At 44.4% G+C, this 25,497-nt stretch carries 24 protein-coding genes, 1 pseudogene and 1 riboswitch; of the genes and pseudogenes, 3 read left to right on the top strand and 22 right to left on the bottom strand.

Annotated elements, in window-relative coordinates:
- Nucleotides 1-8: 8 nt before the first annotated feature.
- Nucleotides 9-1,001, top strand: coding sequence for a 3-oxoacyl-[acyl-carrier-protein] synthase III C-terminal domain-containing protein (locus NSQ29_RS05450; protein WP_042190247.1), 993 nt, complete (start codon nt 9-11; stop codon nt 999-1,001).
- 70 nt (nt 1,002-1,071) lie between these two features.
- Here NSQ29_RS05450 and NSQ29_RS05445 read toward each other — a convergent pair whose 3' ends face one another.
- The 21 genes from NSQ29_RS05445 to mscL form a co-directional block, all read right to left on the bottom strand.
- Nucleotides 1,072-1,287 (bottom strand): DNA-binding protein, encoded by a 216-nt coding sequence (locus tag NSQ29_RS05445; protein WP_339242753.1) that lies wholly within the window; start codon nt 1,285-1,287, stop codon nt 1,072-1,074.
- Nucleotides 1,288-1,301: 14 nt separating this feature from the next.
- Nucleotides 1,302-2,795 (bottom strand): glycerol kinase GlpK, encoded by a 1,494-nt coding sequence (gene glpK / locus NSQ29_RS05440; protein ID WP_341124519.1) that lies wholly within the window; start codon nt 2,793-2,795, stop codon nt 1,302-1,304.
- A gap of 118 nt (nt 2,796-2,913) precedes the next feature.
- Complete coding sequence (locus NSQ29_RS05435) at nt 2,914-4,350, bottom strand: ATP-binding protein (RefSeq protein WP_076284549.1); 1,437 nt, start codon at nt 4,348-4,350, stop codon at nt 2,914-2,916.
- On the bottom strand, nt 4,351-5,067 hold the full coding sequence (locus tag NSQ29_RS05430) for a response regulator transcription factor (RefSeq protein WP_036676174.1): 717 nt from the start codon (nt 5,065-5,067) through the stop codon (nt 4,351-4,353).
- A gap of 77 nt (nt 5,068-5,144) precedes the next feature.
- Nucleotides 5,145-6,407, bottom strand: a complete 1,263-nt coding sequence (gene ccsA / locus NSQ29_RS05425) for a cytochrome c biogenesis protein CcsA (protein WP_042190256.1) — start codon at nt 6,405-6,407, stop codon at nt 5,145-5,147.
- Nucleotides 6,404-8,089, bottom strand: a complete 1,686-nt coding sequence (gene resB, locus NSQ29_RS05420) for a cytochrome c biogenesis protein ResB (protein WP_076284548.1) — start codon at nt 8,087-8,089, stop codon at nt 6,404-6,406. The genes ccsA and resB overlap by 4 nt, the downstream gene beginning before the upstream one ends.
- A complete protein-coding gene (locus NSQ29_RS05415; RefSeq protein WP_042190261.1) occupies nt 8,089-8,610 on the bottom strand; it encodes a redoxin domain-containing protein in 522 nt (173 codons plus the stop codon). Before NSQ29_RS05415 ends, resB begins: the two co-directional genes overlap by 1 nt.
- Before the next feature lie 120 nt (nt 8,611-8,730).
- Entirely contained in the window at nt 8,731-9,489 is a 759-nt protein-coding gene (locus tag NSQ29_RS05410) for a pseudouridine synthase (protein ID WP_036676166.1), read from the bottom strand.
- 20 nt (nt 9,490-9,509) lie between these two features.
- Nucleotides 9,510-9,854: an N-acetylmuramoyl-L-alanine amidase gene (locus tag NSQ29_RS05405; RefSeq protein ID WP_341124518.1), complete on the bottom strand. Its 345-nt coding sequence runs from the start codon at nt 9,852-9,854 to the stop codon at nt 9,510-9,512.
- Nucleotides 9,855-9,920: 66 nt separating this feature from the next.
- Entirely contained in the window at nt 9,921-10,409 is a 489-nt protein-coding gene (locus NSQ29_RS05400) for a spore maturation protein (protein WP_042190265.1), read from the bottom strand.
- Nucleotides 10,410-10,461: 52 nt separating this feature from the next.
- Nucleotides 10,462-11,127, bottom strand: coding sequence for a nucleoside recognition domain-containing protein (locus NSQ29_RS05395; RefSeq protein ID WP_076284546.1), 666 nt, complete (start codon nt 11,125-11,127; stop codon nt 10,462-10,464).
- Between the two features lie 35 nt (nt 11,128-11,162).
- The gene (locus NSQ29_RS05390) at nt 11,163-12,362 is read right to left on the bottom strand and encodes a D-alanyl-D-alanine carboxypeptidase family protein (protein ID WP_341124517.1); all 1,200 of its coding nucleotides are present in this window, start codon (nt 12,360-12,362) and stop codon (nt 11,163-11,165) included.
- 166 nt (nt 12,363-12,528) lie between these two features.
- Entirely contained in the window at nt 12,529-13,047 is a 519-nt protein-coding gene (gene ytfJ / locus NSQ29_RS05385; RefSeq protein ID WP_341124516.1) for a GerW family sporulation protein, read from the bottom strand.
- Between the two features lie 84 nt (nt 13,048-13,131).
- Complete coding sequence (locus tag NSQ29_RS05380) at nt 13,132-13,845, bottom strand: DUF2953 domain-containing protein (protein WP_340971613.1); 714 nt, start codon at nt 13,843-13,845, stop codon at nt 13,132-13,134.
- 184 nt (nt 13,846-14,029) lie between these two features.
- On the bottom strand, nt 14,030-14,632 hold the full coding sequence (scpB, locus tag NSQ29_RS05375; RefSeq protein ID WP_042190273.1) for an SMC-Scp complex subunit ScpB: 603 nt from the start codon (nt 14,630-14,632) through the stop codon (nt 14,030-14,032).
- Nucleotides 14,601-15,392: a segregation and condensation protein A gene (locus tag NSQ29_RS05370; protein ID WP_042190275.1), complete on the bottom strand. Its 792-nt coding sequence runs from the start codon at nt 15,390-15,392 to the stop codon at nt 14,601-14,603. Before NSQ29_RS05370 ends, scpB begins: the two co-directional genes overlap by 32 nt.
- Before the next feature lie 135 nt (nt 15,393-15,527).
- Entirely contained in the window at nt 15,528-15,995 is a 468-nt protein-coding gene (gene ribH, locus NSQ29_RS05365) for a 6,7-dimethyl-8-ribityllumazine synthase (RefSeq protein WP_042194286.1), read from the bottom strand.
- 36 nt (nt 15,996-16,031) lie between these two features.
- A complete protein-coding gene (locus NSQ29_RS05360; protein ID WP_076284543.1) occupies nt 16,032-17,285 on the bottom strand; it encodes a bifunctional 3,4-dihydroxy-2-butanone-4-phosphate synthase/GTP cyclohydrolase II in 1,254 nt (417 codons plus the stop codon).
- A 62-nt stretch (nt 17,286-17,347) separates the two neighbouring features.
- Nucleotides 17,348-18,016, bottom strand: coding sequence for a riboflavin synthase (gene ribE, locus NSQ29_RS05355; protein WP_149646793.1), 669 nt, complete (start codon nt 18,014-18,016; stop codon nt 17,348-17,350).
- 101 nt (nt 18,017-18,117) lie between these two features.
- Nucleotides 18,118-19,218 carry a bifunctional diaminohydroxyphosphoribosylaminopyrimidine deaminase/5-amino-6-(5-phosphoribosylamino)uracil reductase RibD gene (gene ribD / locus NSQ29_RS05350; RefSeq protein ID WP_341124515.1) on the bottom strand — a complete coding sequence of 367 codons (1,101 nt, stop codon included), beginning with the start codon at nt 19,216-19,218 and terminating at the stop codon, nt 18,118-18,120.
- Between the two features lie 216 nt (nt 19,219-19,434).
- A riboswitch (FMN riboswitch) is annotated at nt 19,435-19,610 on the bottom strand.
- A 248-nt stretch (nt 19,611-19,858) separates the two neighbouring features.
- Nucleotides 19,859-20,263: a large-conductance mechanosensitive channel protein MscL gene (gene mscL, locus NSQ29_RS05345; protein ID WP_076299560.1), complete on the bottom strand. Its 405-nt coding sequence runs from the start codon at nt 20,261-20,263 to the stop codon at nt 19,859-19,861.
- 358 nt (nt 20,264-20,621) lie between these two features.
- Here mscL and NSQ29_RS05340 point away from each other — a divergent pair.
- Nucleotides 20,622-20,705, top strand: a pseudogene (locus NSQ29_RS05340) (DNA-binding response regulator); the annotation flags it as partial.
- A gap of 38 nt (nt 20,706-20,743) precedes the next feature.
- The gene (locus NSQ29_RS05335; protein WP_341124514.1) at nt 20,744-21,847 is read left to right on the top strand and encodes a sensor histidine kinase; all 1,104 of its coding nucleotides are present in this window, start codon (nt 20,744-20,746) and stop codon (nt 21,845-21,847) included.
- Between the two features lie 81 nt (nt 21,848-21,928).
- Here the strand turns inward: NSQ29_RS05335 and NSQ29_RS05330 are convergent, their stop codons facing one another.
- Nucleotides 21,929-25,372, bottom strand: a complete 3,444-nt coding sequence (locus NSQ29_RS05330; RefSeq protein ID WP_341124513.1) for a collagen binding domain-containing protein — start codon at nt 25,370-25,372, stop codon at nt 21,929-21,931.
- Nucleotides 25,373-25,497: the final 125 nt, after the last annotated feature.

Raw genomic sequence — 25,497 nt, 5'->3', positions numbered from 1 at the left:
TCATTCATATGACCGGAATTCGTATTCAAGACATTGATATCTATCATCCTAGTAATAAAGTTGGTAACGACTTTTTTATTAAGCATTTTGACGAAAAGGGTATTGATATCCGAGGTCTACTGACCACTTTAGGTCGTGATACGCGCTATAGCATTAAGAATGAGGAAGAAAATTCTCTTACGATGGCTTTTGAGGCTGCCAGTAATGTGTTGGATAAAAATGGTCTCACTGGCGCTGATATCGATCTTATTGCCTATGCAAGTCAAACTCCTGAATATATCTTTCCTACTAACTCTTTAATGATTCACCGTTTAATTAACGGCGCATCCCATACAATTTGTATAGATAGCAACGCTAACTGTGCAGGTATGACTGCTTCCGTAGAACAGGTGAGCCGTCAAATGCAAGCCAATCCTAGAATTAAACGTGCTTTGGTCATCGGATCCGATTATGTAGCACCTCATGCAGATAAGAATGATCCAGTCTATTATGCTAACTTCGGTGATGCAGCTGCGGCAGTCCTTCTTGTGCGCGATGATAATGCGGTAGGCTTCATTGATTCTGTCTATCAAACAGACACATGCGTTTATGGCAACTCCATGTTCCCGGCTGAAGGCTTGGCTAATCTGGGTAGAAAAGGCGTAGCGGCTGGAGAATTCAATGTGAAGTTCATTCCATTTGATGATTCCATTTGCGTAGATGCTGCTTCTGAATCGATTCGCACGCTTCTATCTGATAACAACATAGCGCCTGAATCTATTAAAGCGGCCTGTTTCTCACAGCTTTCACTGCCTAATATCGTTGGTGTTTGTGAAAAAGTGGGTATTGATCGTGAGGTTGCGGTTTACATAGGTGATGAATTCGGGTACACCTCAACCAGTAGCCCGTTTATCGCTCTACACAAAGCTATTACTACAGGAAAGATCGAACGCGGAGATAAAGTTCTGTTCTGGACAGTGGGCGCTGGATGGCAAAACGTTGCATTTGTTATTGAATATTAAGCGTTACAACCTAAAAAGCGGCAGGCCAAGGATTATCCTTAGCTTGCCGCTTTTTAGGTTGATCTGTTCTTTAGGACTCGCTGGCAAAGGATAACCCCTTTTCAGTGAGCGCACGCCGTAGTACATCAATCCCTTTTGGTCCCATCCCATGGAGCTGCAGAAGCTCTGACTCAGTGAGCTTACTGATTTGGTGAATCTGTGTATACCCAGCACCATGAAGTGCTCGAAGTGCAGGCTTAGATAGTCCACTCGGTAGATCAGATTCTGTTCCATTAAACATAGACATATGCATCTCCCTGATCACTGATATCTTTCATGTTTTTCCCAGCCCATGGTACGCGCTACAGCGTCTTTCCAGGCGTTGTAACGTCGTTCACGCTCATCTATACCCATTACAGGTGAAAAGACCCTCTCAGCTTTGTTAAAGCTTTCTAGCTGCTCTCTTCTCCAAACTCCTGAGGTTAATCCAGCCAGAAGTGCTGCTCCCAGCGCAGTCGTCTCCGCATATGTAGTTCGAGTAACTTCACTACCGAGGATATCAGACTGAAACTGCATCAGCAAATCATTACGAACCGCTCCACCATCTACACGAAGTCCGGTCAATGGCATGCCTGCATCTTTTTCCATCGCCCCAATTACATCTCTAGACTGAAATGCTAATGACTCTAACGTTGCTCTTACCAAATGCCCCGAGGTGGTTCCTCTAGTTAGACCGAAGACTGCTCCACGTGCATACATATCCCAATAAGGGGCACCTAGTCCAGTAAAAGCAGGTACGACGACAACCCCTTCACTGTCCTCTACTTCCCGTGCCTTGTCTTCCGAGCCTGCCGGCTCCGTTATGAGTCCTAACCCCTCCTGAAGCCATTGTACAGCCGCTCCGGCTACAAACACACTGCCCTCGAGTGCATAATAGAGTTCATCCCCCATTCCCCAAGCTACAGTGGTCAACAACCCATGACTGGAGACTACAGCTTCTGTACCTGTATTCATCAGAATAAAGCATCCTGTTCCATATGTGTTTTTGGCACTGCCGGGTTCAAGACAAGTATGTCCAAACAAAGCAGCTTGTTGATCCCCCAATACAGAGTGAATAGGTATTTCTGTCCCGAACCACTGCGCGTCTGCTGCTCCAAATTCACTACCGGACATCCTCACTTCTGGCAGGATGGAGCGTGGTACACGAAGCTCCTCCATTAGCTCTTCGTCCCAGCAGCACTCATGTAGATTATATAGCATCGTACGCGATGCATTAGTTACATCAGTAGCATGTACAGCCCCGCCAGTAAGCTTCCAGATTAGCCAGCTGTCTACTGTCCCAGCTAGTAGCTCGCCATTATTCGCCCGCTCTCGTGCGCCGTCTACATGATCAAGAATCCAGGAGAATTTAGTTGCAGAAAAATAAGCATCCACAACGAGTCCCGTCTTGCTAGCAATGAGTCCCTCTAACCCCTTACTCTTGATCTCTTCACACAGCTCTGCAGTACGTCTGTCCTGCCACACAATCGCAGGATAAATTGGCTTGCCTGTTGCTCTATCCCAGATCAGGGCCGTTTCCCTCTGATTTGTAATTCCAATGGAATATATTTCCTGAGGTGTTATCCCGCCCTGAGTAATCGCATCTCTTGCAGCTGCAAGCTGTGACGCCCAGATTTGCTCTGGGTCATGCTCCACCCAGCCAGGGTGTGGGAAAGATTGTTTAACCTCATATTGCCCTTGTGAGACGATTCTAGCGTCCTCATCGAACACTATGGCTCGTGAACTGGTAGTCCCTTGGTCTAAAGATAAAATCATTTGATGGCCTCCCAAGCATAAACAATGAGATATGTTCCACGATGAACAAGATTAATGTGTTTGTTTCAACAAAAAGCACCTCTGCTGTCAGAGGCGCTATCACACATTGTGTTTGGAATTACTGTTTTTCGACAGGAAGTCTTAGGGTAAAGGTTGTACTTTCGCCCAACTTACTGGAAGCTGAAATGGTTCCGTGATGCGACTCAACAATATTTTTAACAATCGCAAGCCCGAGTCCCGTTCCACCTGATTCTCCCCGTACACGTGCCTTATCGGCTTTGTAGAAACGATCAAATATATAAGGCAGATCTTCCTGCGGAATGCCGACGCCTTCATCCTGAATTTTAATTTCAAAATAGCGACGCCCTTCTAAGACACAAGTTCCTGTATGAACTGTAATCTTCTTGCCACCCTGCGTATGACGAAAAGCATTATCGAGCAAATTGGTTAAGACCTGCTCAAGCTTATCTTCATCCGCTGCCTTAAGAACAAGGACATCGCTCTCTTTATTTAGCTGCAGATGAATATCACGCTCTTTCGCACGTACGGAAAATTTGCGATACACTCGTTCCAGCAGTTCGTTCACATCTACTTCTGCCTTCAACATATCCGTATGTCCAGCTTCCATTCGCGCAAGGTCGAGCAGATCCTTTACAAGACGTCCCATACGGAGCGATTCATCATGAATGACTTGAATCAGTTCACTGCTTTCCTCTGGTGAAGAAGCCATGCCGTCAAGTAAAGCCTCACTATAACCTTGCATCATCGATAATGGCGTCCGAATCTCATGAGAGACGTTTGCCACGAAGTCACGGCGCATTTTTTCGAGTCGTACTTCTTCAGTCACATCACGCAGAACAGCAACCACTCCACGAATGCTACCCTCAGAATATAAAGGTGCCATATGGACGGACCACACGCCCTGCCGGACATGTACATTAGAACGCTCATCGCCGCCTTGTTTCAACGTGCTCAAAAATAAAGGACGCAGGGGAGGTGGAACATTACTCTCAGCCGTTTCCGTATGAGGTTCAATGTCACTCTCTTGTTCCCACTCTAAATCGCTCCAGCTCTCAAGTAGCGATTGACCGTGCGGATTGGTCAGAATAATCTGGCCTTCGATGTCAAAGGTGATTACAGCATCACTCATGCTGCGTAATACACTGGATAGATGACCCTTCTCATGGTGCAGACTGCGAATATTCTCTTCCAACTCCTCAGCCATATGGTTGAAGGAAGTCGCCAATTGGCCAATCTCGTCACTTGTGACCAGCGTCAGCCTTGTTCCGTATTCACCACGTCGAATGTTGTTTGCAGCCTCGATGACACGTTGCATCGGTTGAGTGATCTTGGTAAACAAGAACAACGCGAAGAATGTCGTCAAAGAAAATCCGATCATGCACGTATACATAAATAAACGTTTGATATCGCCGGAATTAGCAAAGTTGCTGTCGATATAGGGAAGTAGAAACAACCCGAGTGTAATAAGCACGACAGCGACCAGGCAGATGATCGTGACCCACAGCTTGCCGACAAGACTTCTCCAGAAGTTCACTTATTTAGGTACCTCAAGTTTGTAGCCTACACCCCATACAGTTGTAATCATCGCCGCGGATTCCGGTGATACTTTATTCAGTTTTTCACGAAGACGCTTAACATGAGTATCGACTGTACGCAAATCTCCGAAAAACTCATAATTCCAAACATCTTTAAGCAGTTCTTCACGAGAGAACACTTTATCCGGTGAAATCGCCAAATAATGCAGCAGTTCGTATTCTTTCGGTGTCAGACTCACTTCTTCACCACCAGCAGTTACTCGGTGTGCGTCATGCTCAATAATAAGATGAGTGAATACAATGTTATTACTGGAGTTGCTCTCTTTGGACAAAAATGCTGTTGCTGAAGAACGGCGCATAATGGCCTTCACGCGATAAATCACTTCGCGAGGACTAAATGGCTTCACGACATAATCATCCGCGCCCATTTCAAAGCCCTGTACACGATTAATCTCTTCGCCTTTAGCTGTAAGCATTAAGACAGGTGTCGATTTGACCCCTCTGAGTCGGGTCAGCACTTCCATTCCATCAATGCCAGGCAGCATAACATCCAGCAAAATTAGACCGTAGTCATTTGCTGTTGCTTTGCGAAGAGCGATTTCGCCATCTTCAGCCTCGTCGATTTCATAACCTTCTTTTTCAAGATACATCTTTAGCAGGCGGCGAATGCGTTCCTCATCATCCACTACCAGAATTCTGTTTAAATGATCTGCCATTTCACAACAACCCCTTCATCAAATACAGTAGAACGTAACCTTAAATCCATTGTGCTGTGTTAGCAGGTAAACTATGCTCAGTCCGTCCCCGCATAAGAATGAAGTCCGGCGATGACTAGATTAACGCCAACTAAGGTAAACATTACGACCAAAAAGCCTAGAACGGCAAGCCAGGCAGATTTTCGCCCTTGCCATCCACGAGCCAATCGTAAATGAAGATAAGCACTATAGAAGAGCCAAGTAACGAGTGCCCAGACTTCTTTGGGGTCCCATCCCCAGAATCTTCCCCAGGCTATTTGCGCCCATATCATTGCAAAAATCAAAGCGCCTAATGTGAAAATAGGAAAGCCAATGGCTATCGCCCTATACGTTATCTCATCTAGATCGCCTTCATCAATCCCCTCCATAACCGGGTGAATCGCTGCGCCTAGTGGCTTGCGTACGATCAAGCGAAGAATTCCGTAAAGGAGTAATCCGGAAAGAATCGACCAGATTACAGTATTAAACTTCCGGCCAGCATTCACACCATTCATCCATGAAGGAGCTTCAAAGAGAGGTTCTTTCATGCCAAGAAACGACTGGAAGCTTTCAATTTCGCTATTGTGAGGAGCCACAATCGGCGGCATTCGATAACTCACTTTCTCTATTGTACTATTTTCCTGCCCTGCACTGTCAATCGTAACGTTGGGACGAACAAAAACAGTCTCATAACCTGCTCCGCGGAAAGCAAAAACTGAACCCAGAAACCCAATTATAACAATGATTGAAAAGAGAGTAAATTCAATCAGTCTCTGTTGCTTACGATCCGCCTTCTCTTTACTGGAAAAATTAACAGTCCGTAGCAGATACATCAGCCCTGCCGCAAAACCTACCGCGAAAAAGGATTCACCTAGTGCTGCCAGTGTTACGTGAATCTTGAGATAGTTCGATTGCAGGGATGGAATTAACGGCTGAACCTCCTGTGGAAATACAGCTGCGTACGCCATCACAATAATGCTAATTGGAACTGCAAACAGACCGAGAATAACTTTGCGATAGATCGCGTACATCACTGTAAAGGCTACCATAACCATCATGGATAAGAAAGTCATGAACTCATACATATTGCTGACTGGAATATGTCCTGCACCAAACCAACGTGTAAAGAAATAAATAAGATGAAAGATAAGACCTATAGAAGAAACAATAAAAGCTATTTTACCCCATCGAGCAGTATGTTCCTCTGGCTTGCGGCCCGACCACTTGCGACCCATGATAGCGATAGTGAATAACATAAACGACCCGCTGTATAATAAGAATGCGGCAATAAAGACGGCACTGCTGATATCGAGCAAGCTCATGTAAGGCCTCCTCCATTATCTATTGATTTTTCATCGACTACCATATCTACTTTTTCTAAAATAGAAACGATCTCACGACGGAAACCGAACCAATTCTTGTTCGTATGTCCTCCGAGTATTAGCTCTCCGTTTACAACGGTAAGCCAGATGCGTCTATGCTGCCAGTAAAATCCAAGGATTAAACCCAGCATCACGATTGCTGCACCTAACCATACAAAAGGCATTGCACGATCAATACGTATATTCAAGTATGTAGTCGATTCCGAAAAATCAACATCGCTCATGTTGTCCACTTCAAGCTCAAGAAATCTATTGCTGCCACCAAGCTTATCGTTAATAGCCACCTGCTGAAACTGAGACTTATCTACCTGCTTAGGAAAATAGAAGTACTGCTGCCCTTCCGCTGGCAAATTCGGTCCTTGAATCAAGAATAAGAATGCTGGTGCATTCGGATAAGGCGACTTAGATATCGGCTGACCATCCTCATTCAGTCCAAAATCCATATACTTCTCTTTTAAAGTCATCGTATAGGGTCCCGCTGTAATTGTACGCTGCGGATTCTTCATATCCAGTTTGAATTTACCGTACGACTCCCCAGTGGTGGAATTCTTAAGCACTGGCTGTACAGAACGCAGCACAGGTGTTAGATCATAATCAAACTGATACGCTTTCAATCCTTTATAATCCAAAGGTGAGTTTACTTGGATATTATGCGTTGTCACCTCAGTAAGCTGCGGTTCCTTAGTAGGATCTGCGCAATCCGCGGTACATTTATATAGCACTGCTTTAGTTTGGAATAATTTTGGAAGGATTTTTTTGCCTCGAAACTCCTCAGGCATCTCTTCATCGGTGTAGAACTCTACGGTGAATTTCTCGTTTTTTAAATAATAGGTAGTATCCGGAATCTGTGTAATTTCCCCTTGCGGGAAAGCAAGATGCTGATCCATGTTGAGACCCGGCAATCCTCTTGCCAGTACAGCAAGTAAAAAAATAATCAAACCAATATGTATTACGTAAGGCCCCCAGCGGCTGAAGCGGTGTTTTTCTGCCAGCAGAGCTCCTCCATCCGTCTTGACTCGGTAGCCCTTTTTACGCATAGGCTGAACCACCCGAGCAACCCAAGCTTCTGGTTCTTCTTGCACTTCAGTAACTAGCACAGCCTTTTGCCGAGTTAAGAACTGACGATGTTTCCGAATCTTCTGCCTAGTTAATGCCTTATATAGCGGAAGTACTCTGTCCAAACTACAAATGACTAGTGAAGCACCAATCATTACGAGTAGAGTCACAAACCACCAGGATTCGTATGTATGTGAAAGTCCAAGCTTATAGTAGATGTCCCCAGCAGTTCCGTACTCCTGCTTATAATAACTCGATGCATCAATATTAAGGAAAGTACTCTCCTGAGGGAAAATGGTTCCCAGCATAGAGCCTAACAGTGTCAAAACGATTAGATATATCGCTATTTTGACAGATGAAAAAAAGTTCCAAACTCGATCAATAATGCTTGGATTAACACGCTGCGAACGACGGGCTACACCATCATAACGCATTTCCAGATTCTCGCCCCAGTCCGATTCTTTGCCAAGCGGCTTTCCGCATGCTTCACATAGAACAGTGCCTACAGGGTTCTGATGGCCACATTCACATTTGGTATTGGTTATAAAAGCCTCGCGTTCACTCATCAATCCACCAGCTTCCCAATTTGATCATCTAGTGAATCTAAATCAAGCTGACCAATATGAATGCTGTCAATTTTACCCTTTGCATTAATAAAAAAAGTAGTGGGGAGTGGAGAAATACCATAACTTCGTACAGCGTCTCGTCCCGTGTCCATCAAAATCGGAAAATCAATATTGACTTGCTTCACAAAATTCTCGACAGTCATCTGATCTTCACCTACGTTGATTCCAATAACGACTACATCTTTGTCCTTCCATTTTTCCCATTGTGCTTGGAGAGCCGGCATTTCTTTTACACATGGCGTGCACCATGAGCCCCAGAAATTCAGCACAATAGCCTTCCCCTTATACTCGTCTAACGTATGCCCAAGTCCATCAAGACCCAGCAAATCAATGGCAGGCGCTTTACTACCTTCCTCTGGTTTTCCGCTTCCACCAAATACAGAGGAACCAATTGCATAACCACCCACTAGAACGATTAGAAACAGAATTACGATTTGAATTGGTTTTCTCGCTTTACCCACATGTAAAGCCCCCTTCTGTGACGCAACTCATACTTATGTTGTAAGGTGTGAACATCCTATGAACATTATAGCGAATTTCGTCACAGTATTAGGGGGTTTAATTGTGAATATTGTGTGTCTTTATGACTCTTTACGTGGAGTTCTTTCTTTGAGTAATCCTGCTTTGGCAATTTGCTGCAGATGGTTAATTTCATCTTTAGTCAAATGACGGTAGGATCCACGTTTAAGATTTTGCAGCATAATATCCCCGAATGAAATCCGCTTCAGACGGAGAACGGGGTGTGAAATCGCATCAAACATGCGTCGTACCTGACGGTTACGTCCCTCGTGAATCGTAATGCTGATTACTGCTTCTTTATTCGCTTCATCAATATCTTTGTACTCTACTTCGGCAGGCGCTGTCATACCATCTTCCAGCTTGATCCCAGCCTTTAGCTTGTCCAGTGCAGTACCGTGCGGAATACCCTTGACCGTAGCGTGATACGTCTTGGGTACATGATGCTTAGGATGGGTAAGCAAGTTAGCGAAATCTCCATCATTCGTTAACAGCAGCAGTCCTTCCGTATCATAATCCAGACGGCCTACAGGGTAAACCCGTTCTGTAATTCCTTTAAGGTAGTCTGTTACAACCTTGCGACCCTTTGGATCGGAAGCACTTGTAATGACTCCTTTAGGTTTGTTGAACATAATATAAATTTTGTTCTCGCCCCGGATCAGTCTACCGGAGACTTTAATAATATCTGTTGCGGGGTCCACCTTCGTGCCAAGCGTAGTTACGAGTTCCCCGTTGACTTCCACTTTACCGGCCAAAATCATTTCTTCACACTTACGTCTGGACGCCACACCTGCCTGCGCCAAAATTTTCTGTAATCTTTCCATTTTCGACTAGTCACCTCAGATTAATGATAACCATCAGAGGGATAAATCACAAGTTCATTCCATGGAAAAAATGCGCCTGGGCAGTAATTATTGTGGGGTTCGATGATTAAAGGGGTGATTTGGTAGCGCTCTACCAGTTCTAAAATGAGTTTACCTGTGGCAAATAGCTGTTCCTTCCTTCCAGATAATGGAGGAATGCCATCTTCCCTGCTGAAATCACCTTCCAAGCAAATGTGAATATACTCCGGATCGGTCAGCAGCGGTGCTGCATAAATGGCTCCGTCCACACCAACCCAGAAATCAAAGCCTTTGCCATTAATGGAAGTACAGCGAGACTGATGCAGAATAAAACCTTTGTAGTTCATAGCGGATTGCCTCCCTCCACATTGCTGCAATAGCATATGTCGAGGAAGGAAAGGGGGTGACGCCTCCTACCCAAAAAGCAGGAGGCAGACCGCGATCGCGGCGACGAAGCCAACAACATCGGAGAATAGACCTACCTTAAGTGCATAACGTCCGTTACGCACACCAACGGCTCCAAAATAAACCGTTAATACATAGAGCGTTGTGTCCGTGCTGCCTTGTATGGTGGAGGCAATCATGCCGATTAGAGAATCCGGACCATGAACGCGAATCAGATCCGTGGTATAAGCAAGCGAGCCTGTCCCAGTGAGGGGCCGCAGAAGGCCGAGCGGCAGTACTTCTGGAGGTACGCCAAGTCCCCGCAGAGCAGGAGATATGAATCCCATTAGGAAGTCGAGTGCGCCCGATGCACGAAAGACGCTGATCGCCACAAGCATTCCCACAAGATGAGGAATAATCGCGATTGCCGTTCCAAATCCATCCTTGGCCCCTTCAACAAATGACTCATACACCGGGACTTTACGCGTAAAAGCATAGAGCGGGATGAACGTAATCATGACCGGAATCGCCCATGCCGATAGGAGACTGATTAACTGGTACAAGTCATGCTCACCCTTTCAATGAAGAATTAGGCAGCGACGTCTTGGCCAATGGAGCAGAACCAGACTTTGCTGACGGCGGCTTTGGAGGTTTGCGCAGCAATGTCATCCTTCGGAAAAACCGGTCAGCCACTATAGCCGCAAGAGTCGCCACAGCCGTTGCGGCGAGGGTTGTGCCTACTATTCCCGCAGGATCTGCCGAATTGTAATTCAATCGGATCGCAATTAGTGTCGCGGGAATTAGCGTAATGCTTGCTGTGTTAAGCGCCAGTAAGGTACACATGGCTGGTGTGGCCGTTTCTTTATCCGGGTTGAGCTTCTGGAGCTCCTGCATCGCCTTGATCCCCATAGGTGTAGCCGCATTGCCAAGTCCAAGCAAATTAGCGCTCATGTTGGAGAGAATATATCCGATTGCAGGATGGCCCTTCGGCACATCTGGAAAGAGGAAGGCTACGATTGGCCCAAGAATCTTGGCTATTTTTTTAAGCAAACCAGCATCCTCTGCGATCCGCATGATTCCTAGCCAGAATACAAGCACACTTATTAAGCCGAAACTTACTGTAACCCCACTCTTGGCTCCGTCGAATACGGCGGCTGTAAATTCATCCATTCTGCCGTTAACGGCGGCGAACAGAAAACCGATGATGATCATTCCTAGCCAGATCCCGTTAATCATGGATACGCCTCCCTCTTCATTATTCAGCTATCTGCTTACTTGGAACTTTCGCCCAATTTAAATAACGCCTTCAGTGCACTCCCTATAGCCTGAAACCAATTATCAGCAGGATAAGTGTGTGCTTGCGTTGTACTATATTTTTTAGTATAAGCGGAATCCTCAGGTGGTAAGGACTCCCGTGTATACACTGGAACCCGGCCTATTTCCTTGCCACCTAAATCTAGAACGAGAACCCCTTGTAATCCAAAGTTTGATCTTGCAGCTTTGGCTGACGTAGCAGGGATCTGATTCAAGACAAGTTTAGTGGTCACTCTATCCTGCTCGCCTTGTCCGAGCGGATAGGCAAATTTTTTGGCTGTCACGAAGTCATAACCGCTCACGGGATCCCCGCGTTCGATCATTGTTTTTAGTGGATAATGATTAAACCCGAAGTTTAGCAGTGAGGCGTGATCATTCCAGTCATCCCCATCATTTATGGTCACTGCGACAAGCTGCTGGCCGTTTCTGGTCGCTGAGCTGACAAGGCAGCGTAGCGCTTTTTTGGTATATCCTGTCTTCACACCATCTGCGCCCTCATATAAGTACAGCATTTTATTCTTGTTTCTCCACTTGTAATCCCATTTCTCATTTGGATTGTCCGCAGTTTTCTCCTGTGTCTTCACAATTTGTTTAAATACAGGATTATGAAGAGCATACGCCGTCAGCACAGCTAAGTCGTTAGCACTCGAATAATGGCCTTCAGCATCTAGACCATGCGGATTAGCAAAATGAGTATTTTTTAATCCGAGCTCTTCAGCCTTATTGTTCATCAGGTATACAAACCCTTCTTCAGAACCGCCGATATGTTCAGCGATCGCTGTTGCCGCATCATTCCCAGATCGCAGCATTAGACCATACAGCATATTTTCCAGCGTCATCTCTTCACCTTGCTGTAAATAAATAGAGGAGCCTTCTTTGGCGAAAGCATTTTTACCAACTTTGACTTTGGATGCTAAATCACCATTCTCAATAGCGACGAGGGCAGTCATTATTTTAGTCAGGCTGGCAATAAGCATCGGCTCATCTCCTCGACTGCTATACAAAATACGCCCGGATTCCACATCAATCAGCGCCGCTGCCCTTGCATGCGTAGATATGGAGCTGTTCTCCGCATGAATCAAAGTTAGCGGTGTCAGAAACAGCAGCAAAATGCTCAGTAATAAGGCGATTGGAAATTTACGGGTTATTGTCTTCATATTTATCCTCCGGATTCTTATCGGTTCTTAAGTAAAGTCATTCATTTCATGCTTATGTTGTACAAGTGTATGCGGACCAGCCTTAGGGTATGTCCTCTCCACACAAAAAGGGACACCGCCTGATGTAAGGCGATATCCCCGAGGCTATTTATTGAATTATGTGTACCTAATGTGTTGAAGATTGGGATGTACTTGGATCGGGTTTAGCAGGTGCTTGTGATGCTTGTGCTTGTGATGCTTGTGCTTGTGGTGCTTGTGTAGCAGTTGACCCAGCTTGACCTGAAGAACTGCTGCTTTGGAACATGGTCTGGATTTTGTCGATGAGCCCAGGCGTGGCATCGATAATTTTTTCGAACAAATGCGTTTGATTGTCGAGTGGCACAATGTTTACCCCATCCTTACCAACCACTAGAAAAGCGATCGGTCTGATGGAGACACCGCCCCCACTACCGCCACCAAAAGGAAGCATTTTGACACCGCCTTGGGAGCTTGATCCACTTATAGAATCCTCTACTCGATAATCACTACCCCCTGCAGCAAACCCAAAGGCCACCTTACTAATCGGCAGAATAATACTCCCGTCAGGTGTTTGTACTGGATCTCCAACAATCGTATTAACATCTACCATGCCCTTGATATTTTCCATCGCTGTTTGCATTAGACCCTGAATAGGATGGTCGCTCATATTGTTTCCTCCTTTAATTGAGTACGATTTCTCTTGCTTCTACAGCGCTTATCATCCCCACATCCACGCATTTGTATGTAACTTTCATTCTAAACTTTGCCCATGAGACTCCCTACGCATCCGTTTTAGTAATTTTCTCCACTTACTGATTCCCCCCGCCTCCCTCAAGACACGAAGAAGAAGCTGCAATGATGCGTATACGGCATAGGAAACGGACAATTTACCCTCACATACGAACTCCATTGAAAAAGAATGCTCATCTTGAAAAACAGGCTTCACAAACACTCGTGGATTGTGTTTCAATTTGACCCTCTGCGAAATAAATCCAACGATGCTCCATTTCAATCCCCAGACGGCTCCTGATACTATGGCAGTGTCTGCCGCATCACCTAGTGAGAAGTCTGTGGACCAGTCGAGCTTTGATATTTTGACATGTGATACAGTTTCCTTGAACCACTTCTTCAATCCACGTGTGGATTTCACTGCTAGCTGTACATTGTCCCGCCAGCGCTCAATTCTTTCTTTATCGAATTGTTCTTCCTTTACAGTGTCAACACCTGTAGTCGCGGTACCCGTCTCTTTAAACTTCCCAAGCACGCCTTGCTCCAATCCCTTAAAGACCAATCGAGGCAGTTCATAGTGGAGTTTGATCAGACCAAAAAGTGTCTTAACATCTAACTCGATCAGATCATTTTTGTCATGTTTATAGCACCGGATGCGGAAATCGATAGATGAAGACAGAACCAGGATCATTGCCAGTACCAGCAATCCGAGGGGTATTCCAAGCCATAACGTCACGTATTTACCTCCAAGAAACCTTAATAATGGGAACCTTTGGTTTAGTATGGCAATTTAATCTGGAAAAAATTCGGGGTTTGGTTAAAAAAAGTGGCTTTACAAAAAAATAGAGACTGCCCATAAACCATATGAATGGTTTATGGGCAGTCCCAGCAATACAAATCATTGCGAAATAACAAAAAAACTATGGTTGCTCAATATCCTCGAACGTCATTTGAGTATCCAGCTTATTGAACAGTAGCTGCGTCTCCTCTTCCAAATTATCAGTGGATTCGAAGTTTGATGGTTCAGGCAGCTCATTCAGACTTGCTAGGCCAAAGCTCTCCAAGAATGATTTAGTAGTCCCATACAAAATTGGGCGTCCTACAGCCTCGGCACGGCCAACCTCATGGATCAAATCCTTATTATTCAGCGTATGAATTGCACGTTCGGATTTCACGCCTCGAATCTCTTCGATCTCCACCCGTGTAATGGGCTGACGATAGGCCACGATCGCCAATGTCTCTAATGCAGCCTGTGACAAGGTTGATCTTGAAGGGGAATAAGCTAATCGCTCGAAATAATGGGCATGCTCAGGCAAGGTAGCCAGCCGATAATTCCCGGCGATTTGGACTACCTGTAACCCCCGCTCCTGCGTTACATAATCCTCTTTCAGTTCTTCTAATGCTCCAGCTGCAAGCTCTGGCCGCTGCTCTGTAATCTCGGCTACTTGCCGTACGGAGATCCCTTCATCACCTGATAGAAACAACAGGCCCTCAATAATCGATTTCAGCGTTTTGTAATCCATTGAAGTGTTCTCCTCCTCTCCACTCCATTACGATGTCCTCAAACAATTTCTCCTGATAGCAAAAAATCGCCTTCATTTTCATTAGTTCCAGAATCGCAAGAAAAGTTACTACGATTTCGTGCCGCGCCATTTCATCGTGAAGCAGTGCTGAGAAGTGGAGCCTACCGCCCTTCCCTCTGCGCTGCAGCGCATCCGATACATCACGTATACGATCTTTTACCGATATTTCGTCCCGGGTGATCCGCTGGTAAGATGACCTTCTTGCCGCCTTACTAAGTGCTTTACGGAAAGCAGCTATAAGGTCGGAAGTATGTAGTCCTTTTAGCGTATGGTCAATCTCTTCAGGCACGTATGGACCCAGATCCTCCGGCTCCTTCGTAAAAATCAAGCTCCGCTCGCTCTCCATATCCATTAAATGAACAGCAATACTCTTGAATTTACGATACTCAATCAGTCGCTGAACAAGTTCAGCTCGTGGATCAAATTCATCTTCTTCGTAATATTCAAAATCATCGATCTCAATGACCGGTGGTTTGGGCAGCAATAGCTTGCTCTTTATAGATAATAGGGTTGCGGCCATCACGAGAAATTCACTCGTAATATCCAGTTCAAGCTCCTGCATACTTCGCAGGTATTCCATATACTGTTCGGTGATCTCGGCGACCGGAATGTCCTGGATGTCGATTTCCGCCTTATCAATTAAATGCAAAAGCAGATCCAGCGGACCTTCAAACGTTTCCAGCTTGTACAATACAGTCACGAAGCATCCTCCCGCCAAAAAAAGTAAAGTGCAGCGCCCTAAAGGACGCTACACAAGTAGAAAGGGCTCTATAATCCATGCTTTCTTCTTATACTATAAATAAGCACGAATTCGACTGATTCGTCAATAGCTGACTTACTTAAACAGTTTGTTAAGATTCGCCATTTCAATCGCAGCAGTCGCAGCATCCCAGCCTTTATTCCCTGCTTTGGTTCCTGAACGCTCAATGGCCTGTTCAATATTCTCAGTAGTTACTACGCCAAAAATCGTCGGCACGCCGGTTTTAAGATTGATCGCAGCTACCCCTTTTGCAACTTCATTACATACATAATCATAGTGCGTTGTAGAGCCACGGATAACAGTTCCTAAAGTGATTACAGCGTCGTATTTACCGCTTTCCGCCATTTTTTGAGCGATTAACGGAATTTCAAACACGCCTGGAACCCAAGCAACATCTACTTCATCATCGTTAGCACCATGGCGTTTAAATGCATCAAGTGCACCTGACAAAAGCTTGCTAGTAATAAATTCATTAAAACGTCCTACTACGACTCCGTATTTTAACCCCTCGGAAACTAAATGTCCTTCTAAATATTTCGGCATATCATTCATCTACCCTTCGTTTTTTATTGTGTGTGATTATACTTTCGAATCCTCATTTTGTTCAATGTCGTCAAAAGACAGCAAATGCCCAAGTTTCGCCTGCTTCGTATGGAGATAATTAGTATTATCCTTATTCTCCGGCATTTGAATTGGCACTCGCTCAACAACTTCCAATCCATAACCTTCTAACCCTTTGATCTTTCGAGGATTGTTCGTTAAGAGACGAATTTGACTTATACCTAGATCCTTCAGAATTTGTGCTCCAATCCCGTAATCACGCAAATCTGCTGGAAAACCAAGCTTTAGATTGGCATCTACAGTATCGAGTCCTTCTTCTTGAAGCTTGTAGGCTTTAAGCTTATTAATAAGACCAATGCCTCTGCCTTCTTGACGCATATAGAGCAACACACCTCTACCAGCAGCTTCGATCTGCCGAAGCGCTGCTTCAAATTGGGGACCACAATCGCAGCGATGGGAGTGGAATACGTCACCCGTCAAGCATTCGGAATGTACTCGTACTAACACTGGCTCATCACCGGAAATATCGCCCTTCACCAATGCTACATGTTCTTTATCATCCACTTCATTTGTATAGGCAATGGTCTGAAACTCACCGAAATCGGTAGGCAGACGTACAGACACCTCGCGATTGACGAGCTGTTCCTTCTCGTTCCGATAGTGAATGAGGTCTTTGATGCTGATCAACTTAAGATCATGCTTCTTAGCAATCTCAACCAGATCAGGCAACCGGGCCATCGAGCCATCTTCTTTGATGATTTCACAAATCACACTGGCTGGATATGCACCACACATACGGGCTAAATCAACAGCAGCCTCTGTATGTCCGGAACGGCGTAGTACGCCACCTTTTTTCGCAATCAGCGGGAACATATGGCCAGGTCTACGGAAATCAGACGGCTTCGCTTTAGGGTCAATCATGGCCTTTACAGTCAAGGATCTTTCCCCTGCTGATATACCAGTAGTTGTATCTATATGGTCAACCGATACAGTAAAGGCTGTGCCGTGATTATCTGTATTGTGACTGACCATAGCCTGTAGTTCAAGCTCTTCCGCACGCTCAGCGGTAATTGGCATGCAGACCAAACCACGTCCCTCAGTGATCATAAAATTGATGACTTCTGGTGTCGCCCGTTCAGCAAGAGCTATAAAATCCCCTTCATTCTCACGATCTTCATCATCCACCACGATGATGACTTTGCCGCGCATTAAATCATATATCGCTTCTTCAATCGGATCCAAGACACTATCCTTCTTCGATTGTTCGCTCATGATCCTATCCTCCTAATAGCTTTACGAAGGATTATTCCCTTCTTCGTAAGCTTACTCATTATTTAAACAAATCCGTTTGCCGCCAAGAAATCGCGGCTAATCCCGGAACTGCTATCACTTTCTTCATCCTGTGCAGCTGAGCCATAATGAAGAAGATGATCTACATATTTGCCCAGGACATCACACTCAATATTCACACTATCTCCTGCCCGCTTATAAGTTAGCACAGTTTCCCCTAACGTATGCGGAATAATGGATACAGTAAGCGATGAAGCCGTCGTTTTTACTACTGTTAAGCTAATGCCATCAATCGTGATCGACCCTTTAGGGATGATATATTTAAACAGCGATTTACGATCCGGCGCAATCTCATAGACTACTGCATTTTGATCACGTTTTACGCTTTTGATGACAGCAGTGCCATCTACATGTCCCTGAACAATATGACCTCCAAATCGACCACCGGCTGCCATTGCTCGCTCCAGATTCATCCGACTGCCAGGACGTAGCTCCTTCAGATTACTGTTTCGATAGGTCTGAGGCATGACATCCACTGTAAAATAGTTCTCGCCTAAAGTTGTCGCTGTAAGACAGACGCCATTAACCGATACGCTATCACCAATCTTCAAATCATCCATGATGACGGAAGCGGCAATGTTCAGCACCATCATTTCTCCACCGGTAGAGACACTTCTCAGAGTGCCAACTTCTTCGACTAATCCAGTGAACATGCTTTCCCTCCTAGGAGTTTTGTGTGAGTAACACTTCTCCGCTATCTCTCCGAACAAAACTTGCTCCGGAAGCACACGATTAAGTTTTGTAACCATTCACTTTAGCGTACCGGAGTACCGCTGATACATACATTATCTCCGAGCACTTTTACTTCCAATCCCTCCAGAGAAATCGCATCCTTCATTAGCTCTATACCAGGAAATACGAACGTCCCTTTCGCTTCAGCACCACCGCCAACAATCTTTGGAGCGAAAAAGAGAATCACTCGATCAACGAGCCCACTCTCCAGCATCGCACCATTTAGCGTGCCTCCACCTTCAAGTAAAATCGATCCGATTTCCATTTCACCGAGTGTTACCATAGCAGCCTTCAAATCCACCCGTGGTCCTGCTCCGCTAACAATGATTTGCACCCCCGCTTGAAGAAGTGCTGCTCTCTTTTCATCATCTGCGGCTTCAGTTGTCACGATGATAGTAGGCGCTAGACCGTCACTTACAACTGTTGAATCCAAAGGAATACGTAGTCCAGAATCAATCACAATCCGTATCGGATGAATACCCGGCACTTCCGTTCTTGTAGTTAGCGAAGGATTATCTGCAATCACTGTGTTCACACCGACCATTATTCCCTGATGCCGATGCCGCAGCGTATGTACGATCTCCCGCGCTTCACCATTTGAAATCCATTTACTGTCACCAGATTTGGTAGCTAGGTTACCATCCAGCGTGCTGGCACTCTTGAGCGTAACAAAAGGCTGTTTTGTCAAAATATACTTGATAAAACGCTCATTCAACCGCAGCGCACGTTCACGCAGCAATCCTACTTCTACTTCAATGCCATGCTCACGCAGCATTTGAACGCCGCGACCGGCAACCTGAGGGTTAGGGTCTTCACAAGCGACTACCACTCTGGCTACTCCCTCGTCGATCAGCCTTTGGCTGCAGGGCGGAGTCTTGCCATAGTGACTGCATGGTTCCAGTGTTACGTAGGCAGTGCTGCCCTGTGCTTGGCCAGCCGCCATATTCAAGGCATGAACCTCAGCATGACCTGTTCCGCGCTGCAAATGAGTTCCAAGTCCAATCATCGCTCCATTCTTTACAACAACACAGCCAACAACAGGGTTAATTCCCGTCTGTCCTTGGGCCCGTTCTGCCATATCCAGCGCTAACGACATATAAAACTCGTCATTCATATTATCCATCTCGTTCCCCCTATCCACTTACTGTCTATCTGATGCGTAAAAACAGAAAAACCCATCTCATTCTCCAGGAGGAGTAAAGATGGGTTATGCGAGAGTTTATCGGCAGTCCAAATAAAAGTGTGCGTAAATAACCGTCAAACGACGGCAATTGTGAAATATCGCACATAATAAATGAAAACACTGCAGTCCACCTGTCTATTACAGACAAGCGGTTAACCTCTCCTTCTTCCATCCAGACTATACTGTCGGTCCCGGAATTTCACCGGGTCCACCGTTCGCGTCAACAACGCGAGCCGGGTAGCGGACTAAGTGTGGTAGATAAACTTAATAAATAAGCACTCTACAACAACATCACCGCCGGTAGGGAATTACACCCTGCCCTGAAGGATTGATCCTTTATTTAATTGAGGTTCAACTTTTCCTTACTAACAAAATTATCACTTACACCTTCGAAATGCAAGTGCGTTTTATATATTTACTTAAAATTTGTAACTTAATTCTGAGAGGTATGGTGATTACTAGAAGAAACGACATGGTTATACATAGCCTGCAAATGTACAGTTAAAACCCATTCCATACATTTACATAACAAAAGAAAAAGCGCCTGGACTGTATCTCCAGGCGCTTTTTCTTTTTCCAATTACAATCCGCGTTCTTGTTGTTTCAACAAATCACGAATTTCCGTTAGCAACACGATATCTTCTGCGGGTGCTGGCGTCTCCACCACTTCAACTTTAACGGCTTCTTTGCGCTGGAATTTATTAGCCAGTTTAATCACCATAAAGATTGAGAAGGAAATAATAAAGAAATCAACTACCGCCTGCAAAAATTGCCCATAAGGGATAAGCAGTTCATTATGCATAACCATAACACTTAGAGCCCGATCCTTCAGATCTATACCACCTGTTATCAAGCCAACAATTGGCATAATGATGTCAGATACTAATGAAGTCACAATCTTACCAAAAGCTGCTCCGATAACGACAGCAATGGCTAAATCTAGTACATTTCCTTTCAGGGCAAAAGCTTTAAACTCTTTCCACATCTTCCAATTCTCCTCCAACCTATTGAATTTGAAATTATTATAGCATAGCCGCTTCCCAAATCTTAAGGCTTGTTAAGAAACTATTAAGTTTACTTTTTACTTTTACATGCCGCCATTGGGAAGTTCGCCTGTTTCATCTTTGGTATGTGGACGGTTTTATAATAGCCTTAAGTTTTTCAAAGAGCTAAACAAACTGTTTCCCATCGATCCTCGCTAGCCTTCAAATAAGGATTTCAATCGAAAATATTGTATACTTCTTGTAGTACGGACGGTATAGAGGCCTGTATAAAAATTCGGGAAACAGAAAAATTCCCGATCTGCCAAGGGTCAGGAACTAGATAAAATCACTGAACTCAGTAATACACTCATCGTACACATTCGAAAAATCAGAGAAAAAATTGAAGCTAATTCAAGAAAATCACAGTATTTAAAGACGGTATAGGGCGTTGGCTACAAACTGGAAAAAGGAGGTTCTTCTAGATGAACTTTAAAAGATTCGATACCTTATCTTGGAAAATAGTTGGCTTTAGCCTAACGAGTCTAGCTCTTACAGCAGCAATTTTATTGGTCGGCTATTATGGGACATCCCTTTTGCTATGGCTCAATCCTTCTCATTCCTTCTGGGGCGTTAAACTCATCCGCTGGGTGACCAATAACATCGGTTCTACTCCTATAGTGATTCTTATTGGGGTTCCTTTATTTATTTTTTTCATCCTGAAGCTATCCAGAAATACAACAAGCCATCTTCATAACATTTCAAGCGGGGTTCAAGCGATTGCTGACGGCAATTTATCTTTCAAGATACCAGTAACAGGAACGGATGAACTCGGTAAACTCGCCGAAAATATGAACCTCATGGCGGGCAAGCTAAAATCCGCTATAGATGAAGAACGAGCAGCAGCGAAAGCCAAAAACGACCTAATCACTGGTGTATCCCATGATCTTCGAACCCCTCTAACTTCTGTACTGGGATTCCTGGAATATGTGGAGAAGGATCGTTATAAGAACGAGGTTGAGCTGCGTTATTATGTGAATATCGCCTATGAGAAATCCCTGACTCTTAAAAAGCTAATCGACGATTTATTCGAATATACACGTGTTAGCAGCAACGGGCTTCCCCTTAATATGGAGCCTGTAGATCTCGGCAAGCTGCTCGAAAAGCTTGTCGAGGAATTCGCTCCCGTATTGGAGCAAGCGGATATGACCTACCGTATTCATACGGATATGGGCCCTTTAATTATCCATGGTGATGCGGACGAGTTAGTACGATTATATGAGAATCTATTTACCAATGCGGTTAGATACGGTAAAGAAGGTAAGATTCTAGATATTTCCGTTTATAGAAAAGATGACAGTGTGATTGCTACATGCACGAATTACGGTAACCCGATCCCTGCCACGGACCTCCCCCACTTATTCAAGCGATTTTATCGTGTAGATAAGTCACGTTCCAGGGAGACTGGCGGAAGCGGCTTAGGACTCGCGATTGCCAAGAGCATCACAGAGCTCCACGGTGGAACAATTTCAGCCAAAAGCTCACGTAAACAAACCGAATTCGAGACTTCCTTCCCTGCGAGTGAATAGGTTCTGAACACAAACAAAAGCACCCGACTTTAATCACGCCGGGTGCTTCTTTCAGTTCAATTTCAAATCATACTTATTCACTTACTTTAAGTTTACTCCACGTCTAAACACACGGTTTAGAATATAGCCTATGGCTATTAATCCAATACCTGTCATGTAGAGCGGCGCAGGGCTACTTTCCCCCGTCTTTGGAAGCTGAGGGACACTTGAAGTGCTGTAGTTGACTGTACCTTTCGGAACTTCCTCATCAATAATGTCGACTTCACCCAAAGGAACATTTTCATCTGTAATAACTAAATCAGGAGCTCCTACTTCTTCTGATGTCGCGGATTCCAGATCGCTCGTATTCCCAGGGCCAGCAGGTACTGCCGGATCATTGATGATTACTCCTGGCACCAGCGAACTCGTAGGTGTAGGTGTCAACGGACCTCCTGGGGTTCCTGAGGTTGGTGTAGACGTAGGTCCTGATGTCGGCTCTGTTGACGGAGTAGCCGTCGGTTCCGATGAAGCTGTTGGTGTTGCGGTTGGGACTATAGTTGGTTCTGGCGTTGCAGTAGGTGTAGGCTCCACTGCTTTTTGATTCGTAATTACGAGTTGATTCGTTGATGAAGAATGAATGGACACTGGATGTTCTTTAGGATCAAGTACATAGCCACTAGGAGCTGTCGTCTCAATCAATACGTAGTTACCCAACCATAATTTATTGAATGTTGCTGTACCAGCGGAATCTGTGGTTAAGCTATTAATAAATACCCGGTCTGAGCCGTTAAGGCGATAGAGTGCAAAAGTTGCATCTGCCAGCGTCTTCATGTTGTCCTCTGCATCCAGCTTCTTAATCATCAAGGAACCTCTAACCCCGCTGCCTGATCCTGATCCACTCGACACACCGACGATAATTTCTTTAGAAGAATCTTTGCTTATTTCGATAACATTAAAACCACTGAAACGAACAGTATTAATTACTTTGTCTCCTGTATTCGCCATAATCAGGGATTGATAGTCTAGAATATAAGGTTTACTAATCTCCTTGGCGAAGCTTAAATCAAACGACTGCTTGCCGTCTACATCCGTTTTTATTTCTAAACTGTAATCGATACCCTGAATCAATTCAGGCTCGCTTTTTGTTACATCCCCGTTTTCAGCTACGATTGTAGGATACAGATGGAATGAATCCTGCAGCAGAATCTGATTAGCGCTAGGAGTATCGTTGATTAACGCATTCTTCACAGTAGACTGACTACGATTAATTTGAATGCTCCAATCGATTTTTTCGCCATTCTGAACACCATTTTTCAAGAGATATTCGTCTCCATAAGGAATCTTTACGGTAGCGTTCAAATCCTTGGATACCTTTTTTGCCCCATCATAGAGATTGGCTTTATTATCAATAGAAGTGCCAATGACTTTGCCTTCCATACTTGTATGAAATTCTATATAATAAGCGGATTGAATAGCATCTGTAAAAGAGAGCTTCAGCTCATTATTACCATTAACACTGTAAGTGTATTTGCTACTGTTTACCTCGACACCTTTCGTTGGGTCTCCATTCTTAGCAACATTCATGGTGTATACTTTCAGCGATCCAGGAACCAGGGTTTGACCCGATTTCAAAATATCCACGACTTCTGGCTCTGCAACCGTTTTGCTATTATAATTGACCCCTAATGTCCAAGCTAATTCTTTAGTTGAAGCATTATAAGAACCAAATTTCAAACCATTGCTTTTCGCTTCGATTCTTGGAATAAATAGCCCTTCTGCTTCTGTTGTGCGAGGAATTTCGGACGTGTCTAACCAGTCCATCCTAACCTTGTTATTGAAATTTTCAGTATTAGACCAAATCCAATCCTTATTAAATTCCGTTGTATAGCTAATCGTATAAAGACCAGTAATCTGCGAATTAAAGACAACCTTGAATCCTTTATTAGCCTGAACAGGAGCATTGTAAACCAAACTATATTTGGAAGGATTCAATACATTCCCATTAGAATTTCTAATTACGAGTGATTCCGGAATAAACTTCAGTCCGCCAAACGGGAATGACTCCGTAACTTCAACCTGACCCATTGGATAATTATCACTGTTTAATGTGACTTTCCATCCAACCGTTTTATTCTGATAATCTACGCCTGATAAGTTCTTATACAAAATGGCTGGCCGTATTAAGCGTGTAGCTTCTCCAGTATAGGTACTGTCCGTAACTGTATTAGTGATTATAGTATCTTCAAACACACGCTTTACAGCTTTGGTCTTATACTCGATTCGATAAGCAGATGTTACATCTTGTTTAAATTGCAAGGTGAACCCTGACTTCTTCACGTCTGAAGCTGCAACTACAGTGTAATCAATATCCTTGGTCAAAAGATTACTCAACGTTGCTGTACCCGCTGAATCCAGTTGCACCGTGTATACTTTTATCGAATTGGCTACTAACGCTTGAGAATCATCAAACAAATCCTTTAGTACAGCATTTCCTTGCGGAATCGTTTTTTTATTATAGTTATATTCGATTGCCCAGGAAATGATTTGATTGCTCCAGTCATATCCGCTAGAGTACTTGTTCAAACTTCCTCCTCGTTCTACTTGAACAGTAGCAGAGGAACTTGCAGGAACTTGCCCATCTCCTGTAAAAGTCGCTGTATTCGTGAAGCTTAGCCGATGCTCATCAGTAATAGCTGTGGAGTATTCAATACGGTAAGCACTCGAAATCGCAGGATCAATGAAACGAACATTTAACGATCCTCCAGTGAACTCTGTAGAATATTTACTGGTATCGAGTAGTGCACCTTGTGTTACCGAACCGTCCAACTGGATACTCAGTTGATACACACTCACAGTAACCGGAGTGCTAAGTGACAAACCTGTTGGTATAGGGTCCGTTACGACTGCATTTCCAACAGTTTTTAATGATTTATTTACGTCAACAGACCATAGAATATGGTCTGCATTAAAACCCTGAGGAATCCCCCTCTTCTCAATGGTCGATCCTACATTCGGTTTAAAATTCACAGTAACCGTCTGAACACCACCGCTCACCGGAAATAAAATCTGCTGAACAGTACTTCCTGAGATTTTTTGTTTATCAAACTTAGTATTGATCCGAAGCGTTCCTTGCACATCATCATGCGTTTCTATGTAGTCGTTAAAGGTCATTGTTACTTGGTGTGATAACTGCTCAACTGTAAAAGTTCCTACATCTCCATCCTCTGAGACCAACAAGCCGCTAATATCATTAAAAAGCTGAAACTGCTCTGGAAGCTGAAAGGTAAAGGTGTCACCTTGCTTGTAGGGATGAGCTTTAGGAAGAGACCACGTATAATCTAATGTTACATTAGCTTCTTGCTCATAGACGCTATCCGTAACCGTCTGCCCGTCTTCACCATATACAGCCATTGAGACACTCGTGATGATATTCCGCTCTTGATCGATTGCCGCTGCTTGTACTTGTGGAGTGAACCCGATGCCATAGGCATATTGCGCTACAAGCATCAGAATAACGATCATCACACTTATTCTTTTCTTTAACATTATCCTAAAGCCTCCAATTCCTTTTCCAATTTGATTTTTCTGTGTTTGTATCTCCTCTTGAAGCGTAATCTCTGCCATTCCTCATGCTCGAATGCTTCTTATGTAATTCCGCGCCCATTGCCCCA

The sequence above is a fragment of the Paenibacillus sp. FSL F4-0236 genome (genome assembly GCF_038000135.1).
Classification (GTDB): domain Bacteria; phylum Bacillota; class Bacilli; order Paenibacillales; family Paenibacillaceae; genus Paenibacillus_AQ.
Note: the sequence above shows the minus strand (reverse complement) of the source record. Positions and strands in the feature narration are given on the sequence as shown.